Origin of the sequence: Methylovulum psychrotolerans, assembly GCF_002209385.1 — a bacterium.
Classification (GTDB): Bacteria; Pseudomonadota; Gammaproteobacteria; order Methylococcales; family Methylomonadaceae; genus Methylovulum; species Methylovulum psychrotolerans.
In genome coordinates, this window is the sequence record NZ_CP022129.1 from 4,178,206 (window position 1) to 4,194,655 (window position 16,450).

Consider the following 16,450-nt stretch of genomic DNA (forward strand, 5'->3'; position numbering starts at 1 on the left):
CACTATTTCTGGTAAAACTTAATATATTTCAATGATTTATTTTGCTATTATCCCTTTACCGCCCCTGTTGGGCGGTATTGTGTCAGGTGTCTGTCGCGGCGGTGGTTTGGGCGGCGGCAAGGCGATTATTATTACTGGATAGGGGGAAGGTATGAGTAAGACGATGGTTTACCGTTGGGGTTGTGCGTTGCTGTTGCTGTCATTTTGGGTTTGGGGTGGGGCGTTGGCCGATGAGGCGCAGGATGCGGATAAGGAGAAGTTTATGGCCTCGGTGTTGCACGGGCATTTGTTTTTGTATTCGTTCTACTGCGGGGTGGTCAGTATTTTGGTTAAGATTGTTGATTATATCATTAAGAATCAGGTGGATGGCAATAATTCCCGCTTGCCGCATCAGGAAATTATCGCCCAGGCCTTGCCTTTGGTGGGGTGGTTTTTTTCCGCGACGGTGGTGGGTTATTTGGGGGTGGTGAGCGGTTTTTTGAATGTTTCGCCGCAAACGGCGGTGGCGGTGGGCTTCGCTTGGCCGATGGTGTATGAAAAATTGCGCAAGGATATGGAGAAGCAATTTCAGCCGGAGGACAGTTTGGTTGAGGAGAAAACAGCCCAGTAGGTTGGGCGGTATTTTGACATTTAACCGTCTTGGCGTATTTTTGGCCGGATTTTGTGGTTGGTCGGGCAGGGGGTTTTTGCCCGGCGAGCCGCTTTTGTTTGCTGTTGCTTTGGCATTTACCGCCTTATTCTAGGCGGGTACTTTCATTGCTGGATTTTCTGACAGGGCATCGGCCTTACAGTGTCACGATTTCTCTTCTGCGGTCATCTTTTTCTAAGACCACCTTCCAGCCCTCTTTTCTTTCCGTCAGCACAAAATCCAGCAAGCCTAAGGCGCGGCGTAAGGCATCAGCTTTGGTGGTGTCCAGATTTTTGGCGACGCGTTCCAAAACTTCATACGCTTCTGGGCTAAAGTCGGCGGTGATGCGTTTAACGTCTGGACGGCTGGTTTTGGCGGTCTTTTCGGTTGAGTCTTTTGTTGGTGTTGTCATATTCATTGCCCCGCATTTGCTGGGTAAAAGTAGGTGGCTGCTGTGCCGACAAATTTTCATAATCGATACGTTGCCTGCATTAAGTGGAACAAAGGCGTTCTTCGTTTTTGGCACTGACAGTTTATCGTGCCGGAGGTTTTTTGCAATTAAAAAAGCGTTAATTTTGTACAAATTTAACGTATAAATGCAGTAAAAATGCGTAGGTCGGGCAGAACCGCTTGCCCGACCTACGCGGCTACGCGATCCGCTTCTTACATTTCCCGTCGTGACAGTACCTTAATCGGCATCCCTCTTTTTGGCTGCTGACTTATGGACAATCCGTTTACCGCTGCGTTTAACCCCCAAGCCCCTGTTGCCGAGCGTACTGATGCGTTGGCGGGGTTGCACCGTGCGCATTTGCCGGGTGATGGCGAAGTATTGCCTGCGGATGCGGTGCAGGAGTTGTTGGCGTGGGTGCAGGAGGCGGAACTGGCGAAGGCGCTGGTGGCGTATCCGTCTTATGCCGCGCAGCATGGGCGGGCGGGGATGCAGTCGGTGGGTTTGGATGAGTTTCAGGCGCGTAGCCAGGGCGAGTATTGGGAGCGGCCTTTGACGCTGACGGCGGAGGGGTTGCGGTCTATGGTGACGCAGACCCCGGTGCTGAATGCGGTGATTTTGACGCGCACCCGGCAAGTGCAGCGTTTTTGCCGGATTTGTGACAGCGACACGGCGTTGCCGGGGTTTCAGGTGGGGCATGTTGACCGTAAGCATTCGCCTAGCCGTGCCGAGTTGGAGCAGATGGCGGTGCTGAATAAGGTGATCAGCCATTGCGGTTTTGAGTTTTCGGCGCGGCGGCGTAAGGCGTTGCGGCGTGACAGTTTTGCGCAGTTGATGGCGAAGGCGACCCGCGATTCTTTGGTGTTGGACGCGGTAGCCTTGGAACTGGAGCTGAAAAATACCCGCGATTTGGGGATTGACGGCCTGTACGCGGTCGATGGCGCGACTATCCGTTTGTGTCCTGAGCAGGGGTATCGGGGCGATCCCGATATTTATGCGGTGCAGGTGGTGAATGGGCAGGTGCGCACGGCTTACCGTTATGAGGAGTTGATTTTTGAGCCGCGTAATCCGCGCTCGGATGTCGCTTCGGCGGGCTATGGGTTTCCCGAAGCGGAGTTGTTGGTGCGGGTGGTGACGTGTTTTTTAAATGCGATGGCGCTGAACAGTAATGTGTTTGACAAAAACAGTATCCCTAAGGGGGTGCTGCATTTGTTCGGCAATTTCGACAGTAATGATGTGGCGGCGTTCCGGCGGTATTTTAATAATATGGTGCGCGGGGTGAATAACACTCTGAATTTGCCGGTGTTGGTGTCGAAGGACCAAGCGTCTAAGGTGCAGTTTGAGAAGTTTGGTGTGGACTTCAATGAGATGATGTTCGCCAAATGGATGACGTTTTTAACCTCGCTGATTTGCGCGGTGTATGGGATGTCGCCGTCGGAGATTAATTTCGATTCGTTTTCCGGCGGTACGGCCAGTACCTTGGGCGGCAGTGATACGGCGGAGAAGTTGGCGGCTTCGAAAGATTCTGGCTTGCGCCCGTTGTTGAGTTATTTTGAGAATCTGTTCACTGATTTTGTGGTGACGGATTTTAACCCGGATTGGTGTTTCCGTTGGACGGGGCTGGATGTGGAAAATCCGGCGCAACGTTTTGAGTTGCGCAAGACGGTGTTGACGCTGAACGAGCTGCGGGCTGAGGAAGGCTATCAGGCCTTAGCCACGCCGTTAGGGGATGCCCCGGTCGATCCGGCTTTGTTGGGGGCTTGGCTGCACTTGCAGGAGGCGGGGGCGGATAAGGGTTTGGCGAAGAGTTTTCCGCACCATAAGGGGCGGCCTGGCTTGGTGGGCGGGAGTTTGCCGCGTGGGGTGACGGCGGATAAGGCGGCGCGTTATGCGCAAGATGTTAAATTCGATTTTGGGTCGGCTAATACGCGGGGGGTGTTCAAGCCGCCTTTTGGGGGTGTTAAGCCGGGCGTTAATGGCTGGCTGCTGGTTAGCGGCGGTGCTGATGATAGGCTTAAGCCGGATGGTGGCAAGGGCTTGCCGGGGAAGCGGTCGCCGCGTGAGGGGGCGGCGGCTTGCGGGATGGGACTAGGGATTGGCAGGGCTTTTGCTAAGCGGGGGCCGCTCAAACCGCCTTTCGGTGGCGGCGGGGGCGGCACCAAGCCGGGAGTTAACGGGCCACCACCGATTACCGACAGCCCTGTCAATGTGCCTAAGCCTAAGCCGGATGCGGGCAAATATTTGCCCAGTACGGGACAGCCGCCTGGTGTGCCTAAGCCTAATCCGGATGCGGGCAAAAGCTTGCCCACTAAACCGCCTGGTGCGCCCAAGCCACCCCCTAATAATGGCTTATCGGACGCGCTTAAGATTATTCTGCACGTCGCCATTAAACTGCAAAATAGAAATACAGATTCCTTGGAGGGAATCAAAGATATATTAAAAGATGTGGCTAAGCTCCATCCTGAGTGGTTACCGCATGGGGTGAGCCGTGTCACTTCGGTTACTTTTCCTAATACCTTTGCGGCAACTGATTCGCGGGGACTTTTTATGTTATCGCAAGAGGAGCTAAAGAATGCGAATGGACGCTCTGGCTTATCGTTGACAATAGCGGCATTAGAAAAAATAAAGAGCGGCGAAACATTAACGTTTCTTGATGAATACGCGATGGAAGCGCTTTGGCATGAAATAGGGCATAATCAGCAGGCCAATATTATGTCTGACAATATGACGGATGAGCAGATTGTTATTGCCGAGTCCTTACGCGAAACGGTGGCAAGACAGACCTATCCTGAGTTTTTGGCGGTTTTTGGTGTAAGGCCAGGATATTTGCAGGCTATCCGTGAGGCGGGTATCAGTTATACTAGAAGCGCGGGGACACTGCGCAATTTATTACTGAAAATTGGCGCGATGGATCCGGTGTCCTCAGATATTACGCCGGATGTGTTCGCGGGTTTAGTTAAGATTGACCGGCAGGCGCAATGGCCTCGCCAGCAAACGGAGTTGGGTGACTTTTTAGCGGCGCATTATCCTGAGTATCGTGCGTTTATTATTGATAAATTACATAAATTGTCGAAACGTTCTTATGATTGAAAGTATTTTTGATGCCCCGCATTTTGCCACGGATGAGGAAATGCACACACTATATGGCGATGGCTATAAAGACCGTGCGGATTTGGAGCAAAATGGCCCCCAAAGCGACGATAACCGACTGTTATATATCTGGGAGCTGTACCGGTTACGCGGAGACGCGGCGGGTATGGCGGCGGCGGAGGCGCGGCTGCAAGATCCGGGTTATCTTGAGGAAGTCCAATGCCGTGATGCCTTTGAAAATTTGGATATTTTTTTGCTGACGGAACCGGTGCCGGAAGCCGAGATGCCCTTTATTGAAAGCATTTTCGATGCCCCGCACCTTGCCGATGATGCAGAAATGCACGCGGTATTTAGCGGATATAAAGACCGTGCGGATTATTTGCAGAATGGCCCCAAAACCAGATGTGATAAGTTGCTGAGTTTGTCGTCGCTGTATTTGCATCGCAACGACAGGGCGGGCATGGCGGTGGTGTCGGCACGGCTCAAGGAGTTGACTAGGTTGTCGGGCGGGATGATCAGCGCGTAAAGTTACCAAGAACCTAAGGCTGAGTGATTTACCATGTCCAGCTTTCGGCTCAGTAGTTGGGTGCGCTGTGCGTACCGCGTTAATCGCCTAAAAGGTACGCACAGCGTACCCTTGGCTCGGTGCAAGCAGGTAATGGAGCATTACGCCGCTGTGTTACAATGGCAGGGCGATCATTACCTATTGTTATCCGCCCATCCGTGGGATAAGGCGCAGTACAAGACTAACAAGCAAAAATATACCCTACCCAAAGGCGTGCAGGGCAAAAAAGTGGCCGATTTCAGCGTCCCCGAAAGGTTAAGCAAGTCATCCGCCCTTAGCCCGGACATCGCCCCAGGATTAGAAGCCGTCGCCCAATTATTTATCCGCCTTTGCGCCGAGGCCGCCGCGTCATGAACCCTCTATCGCCCCCAAACAAGAAATCCCGTGTCGCTTTGCCCGCTTTCCGTGCCGCTTTGATCTGGCATAGGATTGCGTCTGCCCCTGCCCCGGCGGGTGACTGGCTAGATGCCAGATTGGACGAAGACAGGCCTTTTCCGCAAGAATATGATTATATACCAGATAACAGTGACGATGAGGGGACTGCGGGGGTAGCGGAAAGCTATCGTGAATGGGATGAGTTGCCGGCGGGCGCGCCGTGTCCGTTTGAGACCATCCACCAATATATGTTTGACCGGGAATTGGTCAGCCCGCACCCTTGCCCGTGGGTCAGGCCGTTGCTTGACGACTATGCCGCCTTTATCGACCAGGCACTCGCGGGTTTTTATCAGGAAGCGTTTGCGTGGCTGGAAGGGCGGCGTTATGGTTGCGCAGACCGTTACCCGCTGGTGGGGAGGTTTCGTTTTATCGGCAGATATAATAAATATGTCAGTACCCGCTACGCAGAGGTGTCGGAATGTTGCCGCCGGATGCCGGAGGATTGGCAGACGGAAGATTACGATATTGTCTTCAAGCTGTTGTTCCACAGTTATTTATCGGCTACGGATATCCACCGTCGGGTGAAAAGTTATGCCCTCCAAGCATGGCAGTTAGGGGTGGCGCAAGTGGCTTGGGAAAACGCCCATCCGGGCAGGGAGCCTACCGACGCGGAAGTGGCGGCTATCCGCCAAAGCTCAACGGCAACCCTGGAGGAATTGATGGCGGCGCATAGCTGGGATATGACCACCTTGCTGATAGTGGGTTCTCATATCATCGAATCGGCGGCCAGCGTTAGGGAAAGGCTAGATGAGACCTTGTATATGCTATTGAGGAGGGGGCATATCACGGAATATAGTATGGCTAATAGGCACGCGTCAATAAAGCACTGGCTGTATCAATTGTCGGCGAGGCTTTTGCAATACGGCCTGTGCGAAATCAGTGAGCTAAAGTTACAGGGTTTCATCTGGGCATTACCCTACGGGGCTGTGGTGCAACGCCAAGAAGACTCTGGCGGTTGCCATTTCTGCCGGAATATTGACGGGGCGGTGCTGACGGTGGTGGCCCCTGATAAGCCGGATAAAGACCGCTGGCACGAGGTGTGGCTGGGCAAAACTAACCGCGATTTTGATAATGTGCCGGAGTCTTACTTCGAAAACGTCAGGCATTTTAAAGAGGTGCCTGCGGGCAATATTTTTCCGCATTTTCGCGCGAAGTGGCGGCGTTTGTCCTGATTGGGCGTGTTTTTGTTGCCCGGCTTCCTTCGGTTTTGCTTAGGGGGCGGCTTTTTGTTTTTGCAAGGGATTTTATTTCGTGCGCGTTCCTAAGCAAACGCTAGGCTAGGTGTTGACCCGCGCGGTTAGGTCATCGTGCAAAGGCTGAAGACCTTTGCACTCCGCGCTAGGTTGCCCAGTGAGCGGCGGTATTTGAGTTTGCTGAAGGGGTCGCTAGGAACGGGTTATTAAGTTAACACGGGCGGGGGATGGTGGGTTTTACTTCGTGCGAGTGCTTTACTATGACAAGCGCGAGGTCTGCGGGTTAGCGTGTGCCAGTTTTTTATGCCGATAGGTGGGTTTAGATGCAAATACAAGACAGTCGCGGTAATACCTTGTTAGACAGTAAGACGGACGCTATTTTAGATGCCCGGCCTACGCCGTTGCCGGTGCAGGTGTTGGTGGCTGCGGTGCCGACCTCGGCGCGGTTTATGGCGCCGGGCATGAAGCGGAGGAGCCGCTGATGGCGTATTTTGCGCAGGTGTTGGCGGTGCATCCCGAAGCGGTGGCGGTGGATGTGCGTTTGGATAATGGGCGGGTGCTGGCGGGGGTGCCGGTGTTGTCGGCTTCGGCGAGTATGGACAGCGGCAGCCGCGCTTTGCCTAATCCAGACGGTGCGACGGTGTTGGCGGTGGTGGATTTTATCGGTGACGACCGCCCTTATGTGCAGGGCTTTTTGTTCCCGCACGGCAATTCCTGTGCGTTCACCGATAACCGCGCGTTGGGTCTGCACCATTCGGGGGCTTATTATTCGGTGACGGAAGGGGCGGATATGGAGATTTTCCACCCTTCTGGCGCGTATCTGCGTATTGCGGACACGGCCGATCATGAAGATTTGACGGGTGCCGATTATCAGGGCGAGTTTGCGGTGACGAAAAATACGGGTAAAACCGTGTCTATTACGCTAGGCCTTACGGGTACGGATACAACCCGCATCACCTTAAGCAAAGACGGGATAATGGTGAGAGGCGATGTGTCGGTGACGGGGTCGATAACGGCCAGTAAGGATATTAAGGCGGATACGATCAGTTTGCAGCTGCATAAGCATGGTAATGGTAATGCGGGTGGGGATACGGATGTGGCGAAGGCGGGTACCTAGGCATTGATGGTTTGGGTGCATAGAATAGTAATCGTTGGATTGTTACTATAGACTGTGTTGTGTAAATCACAATAGAGGGTCGGCAGTCACCAGACCATTAAATGAAGAAATTATCCATAAAGCAAAAGATCCATCATATTCATAAAAGTAAACATAAAATACGCAGGATATGGAAAAGTCGGCAAAAATCTGCAAAAATTTTACCAAAAATCAACCATAGAATTGTTGTCCATGCCCCCGAAATATTGAGTCTTATAAACGAAAATGACAGAAGGTTATTATTAGCTTTTTTAAGGCAAATTAAAGATGCTGTCCGTAACGAATTGAAAGTGCATGTGTTATTTGGTAAGACTAAAAGATTGCATCCTTGTGGGATGTTATTGGTTTTGGCAAATATTGAAGCCTTGCTAGATTTGCATCCAAAATCCATAAGCTGTAATTATCCCGCTGATGATATTGTGGAACAATTATTTCAGCATATTGGCTTGCTGGCATTATTGGGGAAACATACCCCCCGCAAAGCCATTACGGCTGAAAATGTCCGTTACTGGCACTACATTAAGGGTATTTCAACGGATGATGTCAGTAAGTTTAAAAATTTGCTCCATAGTATAAACTTCAACGAAGAGATACAGTCTGGTTTATTTGAAAGCTTGTCCGAAGCAGTGACCAATACTATTCAACATGCTTATAAAAATAGCGAACAAAAGATGTGGTGGCTGTTTGCACAGAAAAAAGGTGACTTTTTTGAAATTGCGGTTTGTGATTTAGGCATAGGTATTCCGCAGTCCCTTAGAAAGAAACCTGCGTTTAAAGAGTTTGTGGACAAGCCCCTACAGCATTATAGAAACCGTAAGGATACTTATTTGCTTCAGGTGGCTGTGGGTAGCTCCCGCTCCAGCACTAAATTACCGCATAGGGGCAACGGCCTTAAGGATATGCTGGAGTTTGCAAAAACTCATGAGCTGGGCGGCTTTAGGATTTTTAGCGCAAAAGGCGGTTTTAGCTATAATTCATCTAATAGTGAAGAGTCTAGGAAAGATTATCTCACAGACATCAATGGCACCATTGTGCAATGGCAAATTTCACTGGACAGCAGACATGAAGAGTAAAACCATAATAATAGCAAATGATTATACCGATACGCCGGCAGGCAGATATAAGACGGACGGCAGCTATTCGGGTGAGAGGTTCAGGGAGGAATTTTTGTATCCGGCTTTGCAGGATAATGATGAGGTCAATGTCGATTTGAATGGGGCGTTAGGGTTCGGCTCTTCTTTTTTGGAGGAGGCGTTTGGCGGCTTGATTAGGGAGAAAGGGATGCCGTTGGCGGATATTAAGGGCAAGTTGAAAATCGTCAGCTCGCGGGCTTTATATAATAAAAGGATATGGAGCTACCTTGAGAAGGCGCAAGCGGAAAAAAGCAAAGTCTGGTAATCGCTATGTCGAGTTGTGATGTTGCGGCTATCGGCTGGGTGATCGCACTGGTCGGCCTTATCGTCAACCATCGTTTGACGGGGCAACGCGACACGCGCAAAGAAATTCGGGGGGAATTGGATAAGTTTTTAGTGGCCTTGAAGGTGCTGCGCGATGCCGCTAATGATTATTATTTTCCCGCGAAGCCCGATACTCAGCCTAAACGTATGGCATTGGACATACATAATCAATTTAGCGAACTGGACAGGCTGGTCGAATGGTTAAAAAGCCGACAAAAAGGTATGGATTTGGACGGTGATTTTGCCGACTTATTTGAAATGGTCACGGGTGATGATTTTGAATCTTCGGCGCATCTGCCGGGTGGACACCATGCCAGAAAATGCCAGGATATATCCATTAAGATTCAAACGATTATTGCTAAAATCGAACAGTGGTACAGCAAGCACTATCAACGTTAATCCGCTTGTTCACCTGCTTAAGCGCGTAGGCTCTAGGCGGTTCTACCTGACGCTTTATCAATGCCGACAGTTGCCGGATGTTCGTTTGAACTCGATCATCAAGTTTTTAACATTAGAACAAACAACTTAGCCACTAGGCATTGGATGAGTATTTAAATTAATTAAAAACAACAAGTTGAAAGGTGAGGCCGCTCCCTCCCCTGATGGGGAGGGCTGGGGTGGGGAGAATCTAAACAACACTTTTTTCATGAAACAGAATAAAATACATTGATCAAAATCTCTGAGCCATAAGCATAAGCCATTGATTTTATTCTCCCCACCCCAACCCTCTCGGCAACTGCTCCTGCGTTGCTCTACCTCCTGCATCCATGCAGTCGCCCATCAGGGGAGGGAGCCGTCCACCTTGATAAGACTTAGCTCTTCGCTAACCTTTCCCACTATTTAGAGGTGACTTTATGAAAAACTTGATGATCGAGTTGAAGAAATAGGGCGCAGTTTGTTGGGCAGAACCGATAGTGTTACGTTATTCGAGACTTCACTTACCCCGTTTTTTCAAACTCCGTTTGATGTCGGCCATGTAGATTTTAAAGCGCGGATGGTCGGAAGACAGGTAGTATAAGCCGTAACGCGGCAGTTTATAGGGCATTTCTGTGCCTTCCAGCATCAGTAAATAGGTCTTGCCTTCGTCTAGGATAACCGGGCAGCGGGCGTGGGCTTCTTCGTCGGCTTTGGTTTCGGCTTGTAGGGTGTCGCCGGGTTTTCCGGGGCCTTTTAGGGTTTGGACAATCTGGCCTGTCAGGCTAAACGGCGGGCCGTACCAACTGTCTGGCTGGTCGGATTTGATGGCGGTGACTTTTACGACATAGACATGCGGGTAATTGATGACTTCTTCAAGCGGAAAATGCTTGGGTTCGGGGTCGAATGATTTGCAGGCATAAACGGGCTGGCCTAGGCTGGCAAACAGGGCCGCTGCCAAGCCTAAAACGGTTGCGATATGTTTAGGGCGGTTCAGTAGGTTGTTTAGCATCTTAGCCTAGGGGGATGGTCAATAATTCGGGCGGTTGTGGGCAATCAGTCGCTGTTATGGGGGATATTGTTTTGTTTTTCGATGCCTTCGGTTAGGTTGTAGCCGTCGTCGTTGAACAGGTCGCCGGTAAAAAATATCCGCCTGTCTATAAGCCAAGCCACTTTTTTTAGCTTGTCGCTTTCGATAATCAGGGCGGCGAGTTTTTGGTTGTTGTCGACAATTTGCACCACAAGGGTTTTGGGGTTGGTGGGGTCTTCTTTGAGCGCACCTGTGACGATATGCTGGGCGGCTTCTAGGGTCAGCTCTGGACGCGTGGTAGGCATTTCGGCTTTTTTGGCCTCTTTCAACGCTTGCGCGTCAAAATAGCCGATGTCGTAAGCGACCTTAAAGACCACGCCGAGCAGAATCACCCCGCCGTAGAGAAAAAGGCCGATTTTTAGCCGTCTTCTGACGCGGGGGTTGGACAGTTTTTTAGCAATACGGCTCATTTTATTACTCAATGGTTTAGCGTTTTGTGGTGGCACAAAAGAAATATTTTGTCCGGGTGGGCAGGTGGTTTTGTCCGACAATGCCGCTTCGGCAACCCGCATCGTACCACCAAATCCCAGCACCTTAAAGCGGGTATTGTGAAATTGGCGGCATGGCCGAAAACCGTAGGGCGGGCAGGTGGTTTTGCCCGATAAACTCCCTTTGGTCGTCCGCGCCTTACCGCCAAACCCCAGTACCTTAAATAGGGGTTTGGAAGTTGGCGAAACGGGCAAATGTCAGGCAAAACCGCGTGTCCGACGCGTTAGGCGGCTTCGTCAGGCCAAGTGAAATTTAAGCGTTCGGCGACGGTGTACAGCCAGTGCGGAAGCCGCCCTTGGCGTTGTTGGCAAAATCGCCGCCACACCTCCGCACCCGCTGACCCTGTTAACGCGGTCGGTTCATGGTGGTTTAACCAGCCCCAAGCGCATAAATAATAGCCCAGTATAGGGTTTTGCTGGGCGGGGGCTAGGGCTTGCCAAACCGCTAACGCCTGTTGAAACCCTTCGCTGTGTTGCCTTGGGGATACCGCCAGACAAGCTTGCAGCACTGCCGCATAAAACTTTAATAGGGCTTGTTGATGCGCGGCAATCGCGCTGGGTAGCGGGGGTAGCGGCTCTGCCCAGCCACTGTTGACGGGCTTTACCTCCGCCAGCCAATGCAAAAACCTCATGTTACAATAACTGCTGTAAGCATCAAATTCATAACGTGCTGGCGTTTTCACCGCCAGCCGCTCATCAATAGCCAGCGCTTGCTGGGCAAAACCTCGGGCTTCGGCGTATTGGCCTACATCGCTAAGACTGTTCGCGTAATTGTTTAAGGACACAGCATAGTCCGGCTCAAAGCGGTCGGGATTTTTTTCCACCAGCCGTTTACGGATAGCCAGCGCTTGTTGGGCAAAGCCTTGGGCTTCGGCATATTGGCCTGCATCGCTAAGACGGTTTGCGTAATTGTTTAAGGATATGGCATGGTCCGGCTCAAAGCGGTCGGGATTTTTTTCCGCCAGCCGTTTACGGATAGCCAGCGCTTGTTGGGCAAAGCCAAGGGCTTCGGCGTATTGGCCTGCTTCGCCAAGACGGTTCGCGTAACTGCTTAAGGAACTGGCATGGTCCGGCTCAAAGCGGTCGGGATTTTTTTCCGCCAGCCGTTTACGGATAGCCAGCGCTTGTTGGACAAAGCCTTGGGCTTCGGCGTATTGACCTGCATCACTAAGACAGCTCGCGTAACTGCTTAAGGAACTGGCATAGTCCGGCTCAAAGCGGTCGGGATTTTTTTCCGCCAGCCGTTTACGGATAGCCAGCGCTTGTTGGGCAAAGCCTTGGGCTTCGGCGTATTGGCCTGCATCCCTGAGAAAGGCCGCGTAATTGTTTAAGGATTTGGCATAGTCCGGCTCAAAGCGGTCGGGATTTTTTTCCGCCAGTTGCTTATAGATAGCCACCACTTGTTGGGTAAAACTGACCGTCTCGTCATTCTTCCCAATTCGGTATAAAGCAACTGATAAATTACCCAAACTTTGGGCATAGCCTTCCTTCGCACCAATATCTTTAGGCTTCTTGGCTAATTTTTTATCGGCCTTATTTTTCTCCGATAACGCTACTTCATAAGCTAAATACCCCAGCTCTACTGATTCATGTTTAAAGAATCCTGACAACAACCCCGCCGCGTGGCTTTGCCCGGCTGGAGTCAAGCCCCTAAACGCCGCACACGCCAATGCCGTTAATTTACCCGGTGTCTCAACGGCCACCACAAGAATAGTCCGGCAACACTTACCAAAATTCCGTATTAAGCCCGCCACCAACACGCCCTCAACATCAGGGCGATGCCCAGAAAGCCGCGCCAGTACCGTTAAAGCGGAATATTGCAGGGCGTCTTCCCTTAACACCGCATCCAGCAATCTGGCCCCTTGCGCTTGTAACAAGGTTTGTGCCACCAAGGCCTCGCCCAATAGATCCGGCTGCATGGCGGGTAAGCGTTGGTTGCCGCTGCCGGGGTATAGCGGCGTTAAGGCATTAAACAACACCGCCATTTCTAAAGGCTGCAACGGATAATCACTCACTGCCCCCCAATAATTATGCGCTTGGTTAGGGGCGGCAAAACCGCCTGCCAAGGTCGCCAAAGCCAGTAATTGCTGGGCTAAAATTTCAGGTTTCGGCAAGTCGCTATCCGTTAAAGCTTGCGCCCAATAACGGCGTTCATGGTTGAGTAAGGCGCGGGTCAAACCTTCGGCGGTTTGCGGGTATTCATCGAATAAAGCCAGTAAGGCCGCCATTTGCAAGTACAAGGGCTTGGCAAAATGCTCGCCTGCTAAGTCCGGGATATATTGTGTGGCTGGACGGCCTAAGGCCTCGGCGTAGGCTTGTAAAGCTTGCTGATAAGCGAGGCGGCGGCTGCTTGCGTCCAAGTATAAGGCGGGTAACAGATAAGGGCCGGAGGTGGCATAGCTAACTAAGAGCATTTCACAATCCGCATCCTTACTCGGCAAGTTATCCCACCATTCGCCGCCGCCCCGCGCCAGCAATAACAGCCGGACGGGGTGCGGGCTTGGGTTTTGCAACAGGGCTTTGACCAAGGCCAGCAACACGGTTTGGCGGGTTTCGGCATAATCCAGCACCACTAACACGGCTTGCTGTTGTTGCCGCAGTTCGTCCCAGAATAAGGCCATGTCTTTGGCGGCATGATCTTTGTCTAAAAAGCCACAGCACCAGCCAGCGGCTTGGCGTTGTCGGCACAGTTCTAATGCCAAGCGGGTTTTGCCCAAACCGCCCGCGCCAGTAAGCAGCCGCACCGCTGTCGGCCATTGAGCGTCCAGCCATGTATTCAGCAAGTCTAGGCTGGGTTGCTGGGCGGCATCGAACGGCACTAAGGCTTCGTCGGCGCGTAGTAACTGGCTTTCTGGCATACCGCTATTGGCTTGCCAGCGTTTGCTGGGCATCCGTAACGGTGAGGCGGGTTTATGATTGGCTGGGCAGACCTTAACCCTATCGAACACAAATGGGCACAGCTTAAATCCATCCGCAACCAAGCACGATGTTCCGTTGACGACCTCTTCACTGGGGCGGTTACAGGACATCTTTTTATATCGGATTAGCTATAGTCGTCATAATGCGCCGCCCCTTCACTGAAGTACGCCAAATCTTTATCCGGCAGGTTAATCAAGTGCTGGCCCATATCTTTTTTCGCCAAGGCGATAAAGTATTCGCCCATAACATTACCGATACCCCGGCTACCCGAATGCAGCAACACCCAAACGTCGTCATTTTCATCCAAACATAATTCGATGAAATGGTTGCCGCCGCCTAAAGTACCCAATTGCCGCACCCAAGTCTGGTAAGGTTTTTTCTGCATGGTATTGAGTTTGCGGTGCTTGCCCAAAATGCTGTGCAAGCCTACCGCTAAGGCGGTGACGGTAGATTGCCTCGCCCGGTCTTGTTTGTGCATAGCAAAGCCCACTGGAATCGCCGCTTCGATAAACAGGCGCAAAGAACGCAAGTTATCCGGCAAATCATGGGCTTTAATCGATAAGCGCAAGGCATTCATGCCGCAACCTATATCGACCCCCACTGCCGCCGGGATAATCGCCCCGGCAGTCGGGATGACCGAGCCGACCGTCGCGCCTTTGCCGCAGTGCACATCCGGCATCACGGCGATATGGCTATGGATGAACGGCAATTGCGAAAGGTTATAGAGTTGCTGGAATGCCGCCGATTCAACCTCATCGGTATAAATTTTCACCGGCACTTTGCCTTTGGTCATAACGGTTTGAATGGGCATCAGCCAACCCTCCCGTCTAAAATACCGACATAACAAAAGCTTAAAGTCGGCGTGTGTTTACGGTGTAAGGCCTGGGCCAAGGCCGAACGCAATAACCCTTGGATACGGTTTAAGGCTGCCAGCACTTCGGTTTCGGATACCGGCGTATCGGCGGCATATTGCCCGACGGTGACGCGGATACATTGCCCGTCGCCGTCCGGCTCTACCGATAACACCACTAAATCCCGCACTAAAGGCTGTTGCGCTTCGCCTGTTAAGACTAACGACACGATACGCGCTGCTTCTTTACACAGTTGCAGATGTTTGCGCGGCGTTTTTTTCCGTGCTTGTTTAGCGGCTAAATAGCGCGGGTCGATACCGTCTTCCGCGCCGATGTCGGCACACAGGCGTGCCGCGTTTTTTGTCCAACGATGTTGGGTATTCATACAGACTCCCACTGACCAAACTTTAGGCAAAGCAAAGCCCTACCGTGTCCGGTTGTGTTAAAAAAATGGATTTTTTTGTGGAAGCCCCGACCCGTAAGATCGGACAGATTACCGAGGAATAACGGAGACGAGGCTGGATTTCATTACACTATCTAACATGGCAGCCTCCTAAATGCAGGTAAATGGATGGAAAGCGCGGCAATCTACGCGCTTTGCGCCGATTTGTCAACTTATTTAATACTCAGGCCAATCCTAAGTAGCCGCCTGACAACCATACGGTGTGGCTGGCCGGGGGATTTATGAACAACGTAAGCCGTCATTATTAGAGCCATGTAAAAGCTTGCTGGGCTCTGTGAAGCCCAAAGGCTAATTGGCCAGGTCTTTTGCGATACTTTCCCGGACATTTTTTCTTATGGTTGCAGACATCTCCGGTTTCATTAATTTTGGACACGAATAGGTGTAACTATTTAAGATAATCTCGCAATTTTTGTTAAAGTCGATTTCGTCAATAGCCTGTTCTTTGGTATTCACCAGCGCACTCAGCGACGCTTTATTGCCATTGCGCACTTCAAAAGTGACCGTAATCGTATCGGTGCAGCCAGTCCGATAAACAATAAACTCACCACCAGAGCGGCTGTCTATACGCTGGTTTTCACAGTTACTGTCTTTAGGCATAACAACATCATTAAAATGTATCCCTTGTTTTTTTAAATCATTAAAAACTTCCCAGGCATATTTCCTATAGTCTTTTTCTAGCTTTGCTTTGGCGGCCATAATCAAGTTACGGTTATTTTCTTGCTCTTGTTCTTTATGCTGATTCTCTTTATCGGCTTTTTTGAGGCGGGCAGCAATGGATAAGATAGGATCTGAACTGGTTTTATCCTCATCTGCCGCTGGGCTTGCTTCACGGCTTTTATTTTTCAATAACGCCGCTTGATGCAATTCACAGGCTTTTATGTTATCAAAATAAAAATAATCGATATTTTCATTGTTGACGCTATCATAGCGATGGGCTGAAAAGACCCGGCCACTTTTTTTCTGCGGTGATATTTCTGCATCCACTAATTCATTGCCATATTTTTGAAGCAATTTGTTGCGTTGCTCTTCTAGCGAAGGGGTATCGAAATGTTTACAGAGTTCGGTGCCGGCTGCAATAGCTTCAGCAGTAGCCGCCCAATAAATGCCGCCTTGCGGTTTTTTTTGTTGGGCATGACCTGTACCCGCCATAACCAATAGGGCAAGCCCTCCAACCGCTAGAAAACGATCCGAACGCATAGTTACTCCAAAGAATGTTAAGTTAAAAACGCAAGTTTAGAGCAGCTGCGTACTAA

General features: G+C 51.0%; 17 protein-coding genes. 10 read left to right on the plus strand and 7 right to left on the minus strand.

Annotation, left to right across the window (positions count from 1 at the left end; genetic code table 11):
• The first annotated feature begins 151 nt into the window (after positions 1 to 151).
• On the plus strand, positions 152 to 610 hold the full coding sequence (locus CEK71_RS18815; RefSeq protein ID WP_088620823.1) for a hypothetical protein: 459 nt from the start codon (positions 152 to 154) through the stop codon (positions 608 to 610).
• Between the two features lie 175 nt (positions 611 to 785).
• On the opposite strand, the gene CEK71_RS18820 is transcribed toward CEK71_RS18815, so the two are convergent.
• Positions 786 to 1,040: a hypothetical protein gene (locus CEK71_RS18820; RefSeq protein WP_157679414.1), complete on the minus strand. Its 255-nt coding sequence runs from the start codon at positions 1,038 to 1,040 to the stop codon at positions 786 to 788.
• Between the two features lie 309 nt (positions 1,041 to 1,349).
• On the opposite strand from CEK71_RS18820, the gene CEK71_RS18825 reads away from it, so the two are divergent.
• The 9 genes from CEK71_RS18825 (at position 1,350) to CEK71_RS18860 (ending at position 9,371) form a co-directional block, all read left to right on the plus strand.
• A complete protein-coding gene (locus tag CEK71_RS18825; RefSeq protein WP_088620825.1) occupies positions 1,350 to 4,166 on the plus strand; it encodes a phage portal protein in 2,817 nt (938 codons plus the stop codon).
• The gene (locus CEK71_RS18830; protein ID WP_088620826.1) at positions 4,159 to 4,692 is read left to right on the plus strand and encodes a hypothetical protein; all 534 of its coding nucleotides are present in this window, start codon (positions 4,159 to 4,161) and stop codon (positions 4,690 to 4,692) included. The genes CEK71_RS18825 and CEK71_RS18830 overlap by 8 nt, the downstream gene beginning before the upstream one ends.
• 33 nt (positions 4,693 to 4,725) lie before the next feature.
• Positions 4,726 to 5,085 carry a hypothetical protein gene (locus tag CEK71_RS18835; protein WP_157679416.1) on the plus strand — a complete coding sequence of 120 codons (360 nt, stop codon included), beginning with the start codon at positions 4,726 to 4,728 and terminating at the stop codon, positions 5,083 to 5,085.
• Positions 5,082 to 6,338, plus strand: coding sequence for a hypothetical protein (locus CEK71_RS18840; protein ID WP_088620828.1), 1,257 nt, complete (start codon positions 5,082 to 5,084; stop codon positions 6,336 to 6,338). The genes CEK71_RS18835 and CEK71_RS18840 overlap by 4 nt, the downstream gene beginning before the upstream one ends.
• A 344-nt stretch (positions 6,339 to 6,682) precedes the next feature.
• Entirely contained in the window at positions 6,683 to 6,841 is a 159-nt protein-coding gene (locus tag CEK71_RS22825) for a hypothetical protein (protein WP_157679418.1), read from the plus strand.
• Positions 6,841 to 7,476: a hypothetical protein gene (locus CEK71_RS18845; RefSeq protein WP_088620829.1), complete on the plus strand. Its 636-nt coding sequence runs from the start codon at positions 6,841 to 6,843 to the stop codon at positions 7,474 to 7,476. The genes CEK71_RS22825 and CEK71_RS18845 overlap by 1 nt, the downstream gene beginning before the upstream one ends.
• A 101-nt stretch (positions 7,477 to 7,577) precedes the next feature.
• Positions 7,578 to 8,588 carry an ATP-binding protein gene (locus CEK71_RS18850; RefSeq protein WP_088620830.1) on the plus strand — a complete coding sequence of 337 codons (1,011 nt, stop codon included), beginning with the start codon at positions 7,578 to 7,580 and terminating at the stop codon, positions 8,586 to 8,588.
• Positions 8,578 to 8,913, plus strand: coding sequence for an STAS-like domain-containing protein (locus CEK71_RS18855; RefSeq protein ID WP_088620831.1), 336 nt, complete (start codon positions 8,578 to 8,580; stop codon positions 8,911 to 8,913). The genes CEK71_RS18850 and CEK71_RS18855 overlap by 11 nt, the downstream gene beginning before the upstream one ends.
• A gap of 5 nt (positions 8,914 to 8,918) precedes the next feature.
• The gene (locus CEK71_RS18860; RefSeq protein ID WP_088620832.1) at positions 8,919 to 9,371 is read left to right on the plus strand and encodes a hypothetical protein; all 453 of its coding nucleotides are present in this window, start codon (positions 8,919 to 8,921) and stop codon (positions 9,369 to 9,371) included.
• Between the two features lie 535 nt (positions 9,372 to 9,906).
• Here the strand turns inward: CEK71_RS18860 and CEK71_RS18865 are convergent.
• The 6 genes from CEK71_RS18865 to CEK71_RS18890 all read right to left on the minus strand — a co-directional run bounded on the left by CEK71_RS18865 (position 9,907) and on the right by CEK71_RS18890 (position 16,394).
• On the minus strand, positions 9,907 to 10,398 hold the full coding sequence (locus tag CEK71_RS18865) for a hypothetical protein (protein ID WP_088620833.1): 492 nt from the start codon (positions 10,396 to 10,398) through the stop codon (positions 9,907 to 9,909).
• 44 nt (positions 10,399 to 10,442) lie between these two features.
• Positions 10,443 to 11,159, minus strand: coding sequence for a hypothetical protein (locus tag CEK71_RS23735; RefSeq protein WP_232463690.1), 717 nt, complete (start codon positions 11,157 to 11,159; stop codon positions 10,443 to 10,445).
• A 29-nt stretch (positions 11,160 to 11,188) separates the two neighbouring features.
• Positions 11,189 to 13,993 carry a tetratricopeptide repeat protein gene (locus CEK71_RS18875; RefSeq protein ID WP_088620834.1) on the minus strand — a complete coding sequence of 935 codons (2,805 nt, stop codon included), beginning with the start codon at positions 13,991 to 13,993 and terminating at the stop codon, positions 11,189 to 11,191.
• Positions 13,994 to 14,007: 14 nt separating this feature from the next.
• Complete coding sequence (locus tag CEK71_RS18880) at positions 14,008 to 14,694, minus strand: RtcB family protein (RefSeq protein WP_232463691.1); 687 nt, start codon at positions 14,692 to 14,694, stop codon at positions 14,008 to 14,010.
• On the minus strand, positions 14,694 to 15,119 hold the full coding sequence (locus CEK71_RS18885; protein WP_088620835.1) for a ribosome-binding factor A: 426 nt from the start codon (positions 15,117 to 15,119) through the stop codon (positions 14,694 to 14,696). Before CEK71_RS18885 ends, CEK71_RS18880 begins: the two co-directional genes overlap by 1 nt.
• A 366-nt stretch (positions 15,120 to 15,485) precedes the next feature.
• Positions 15,486 to 16,394 (minus strand): hypothetical protein, encoded by a 909-nt coding sequence (locus CEK71_RS18890; protein WP_157679420.1) that lies wholly within the window; start codon positions 16,392 to 16,394, stop codon positions 15,486 to 15,488.
• Between the last annotated feature and the right edge of the window lie 56 nt (positions 16,395 to 16,450).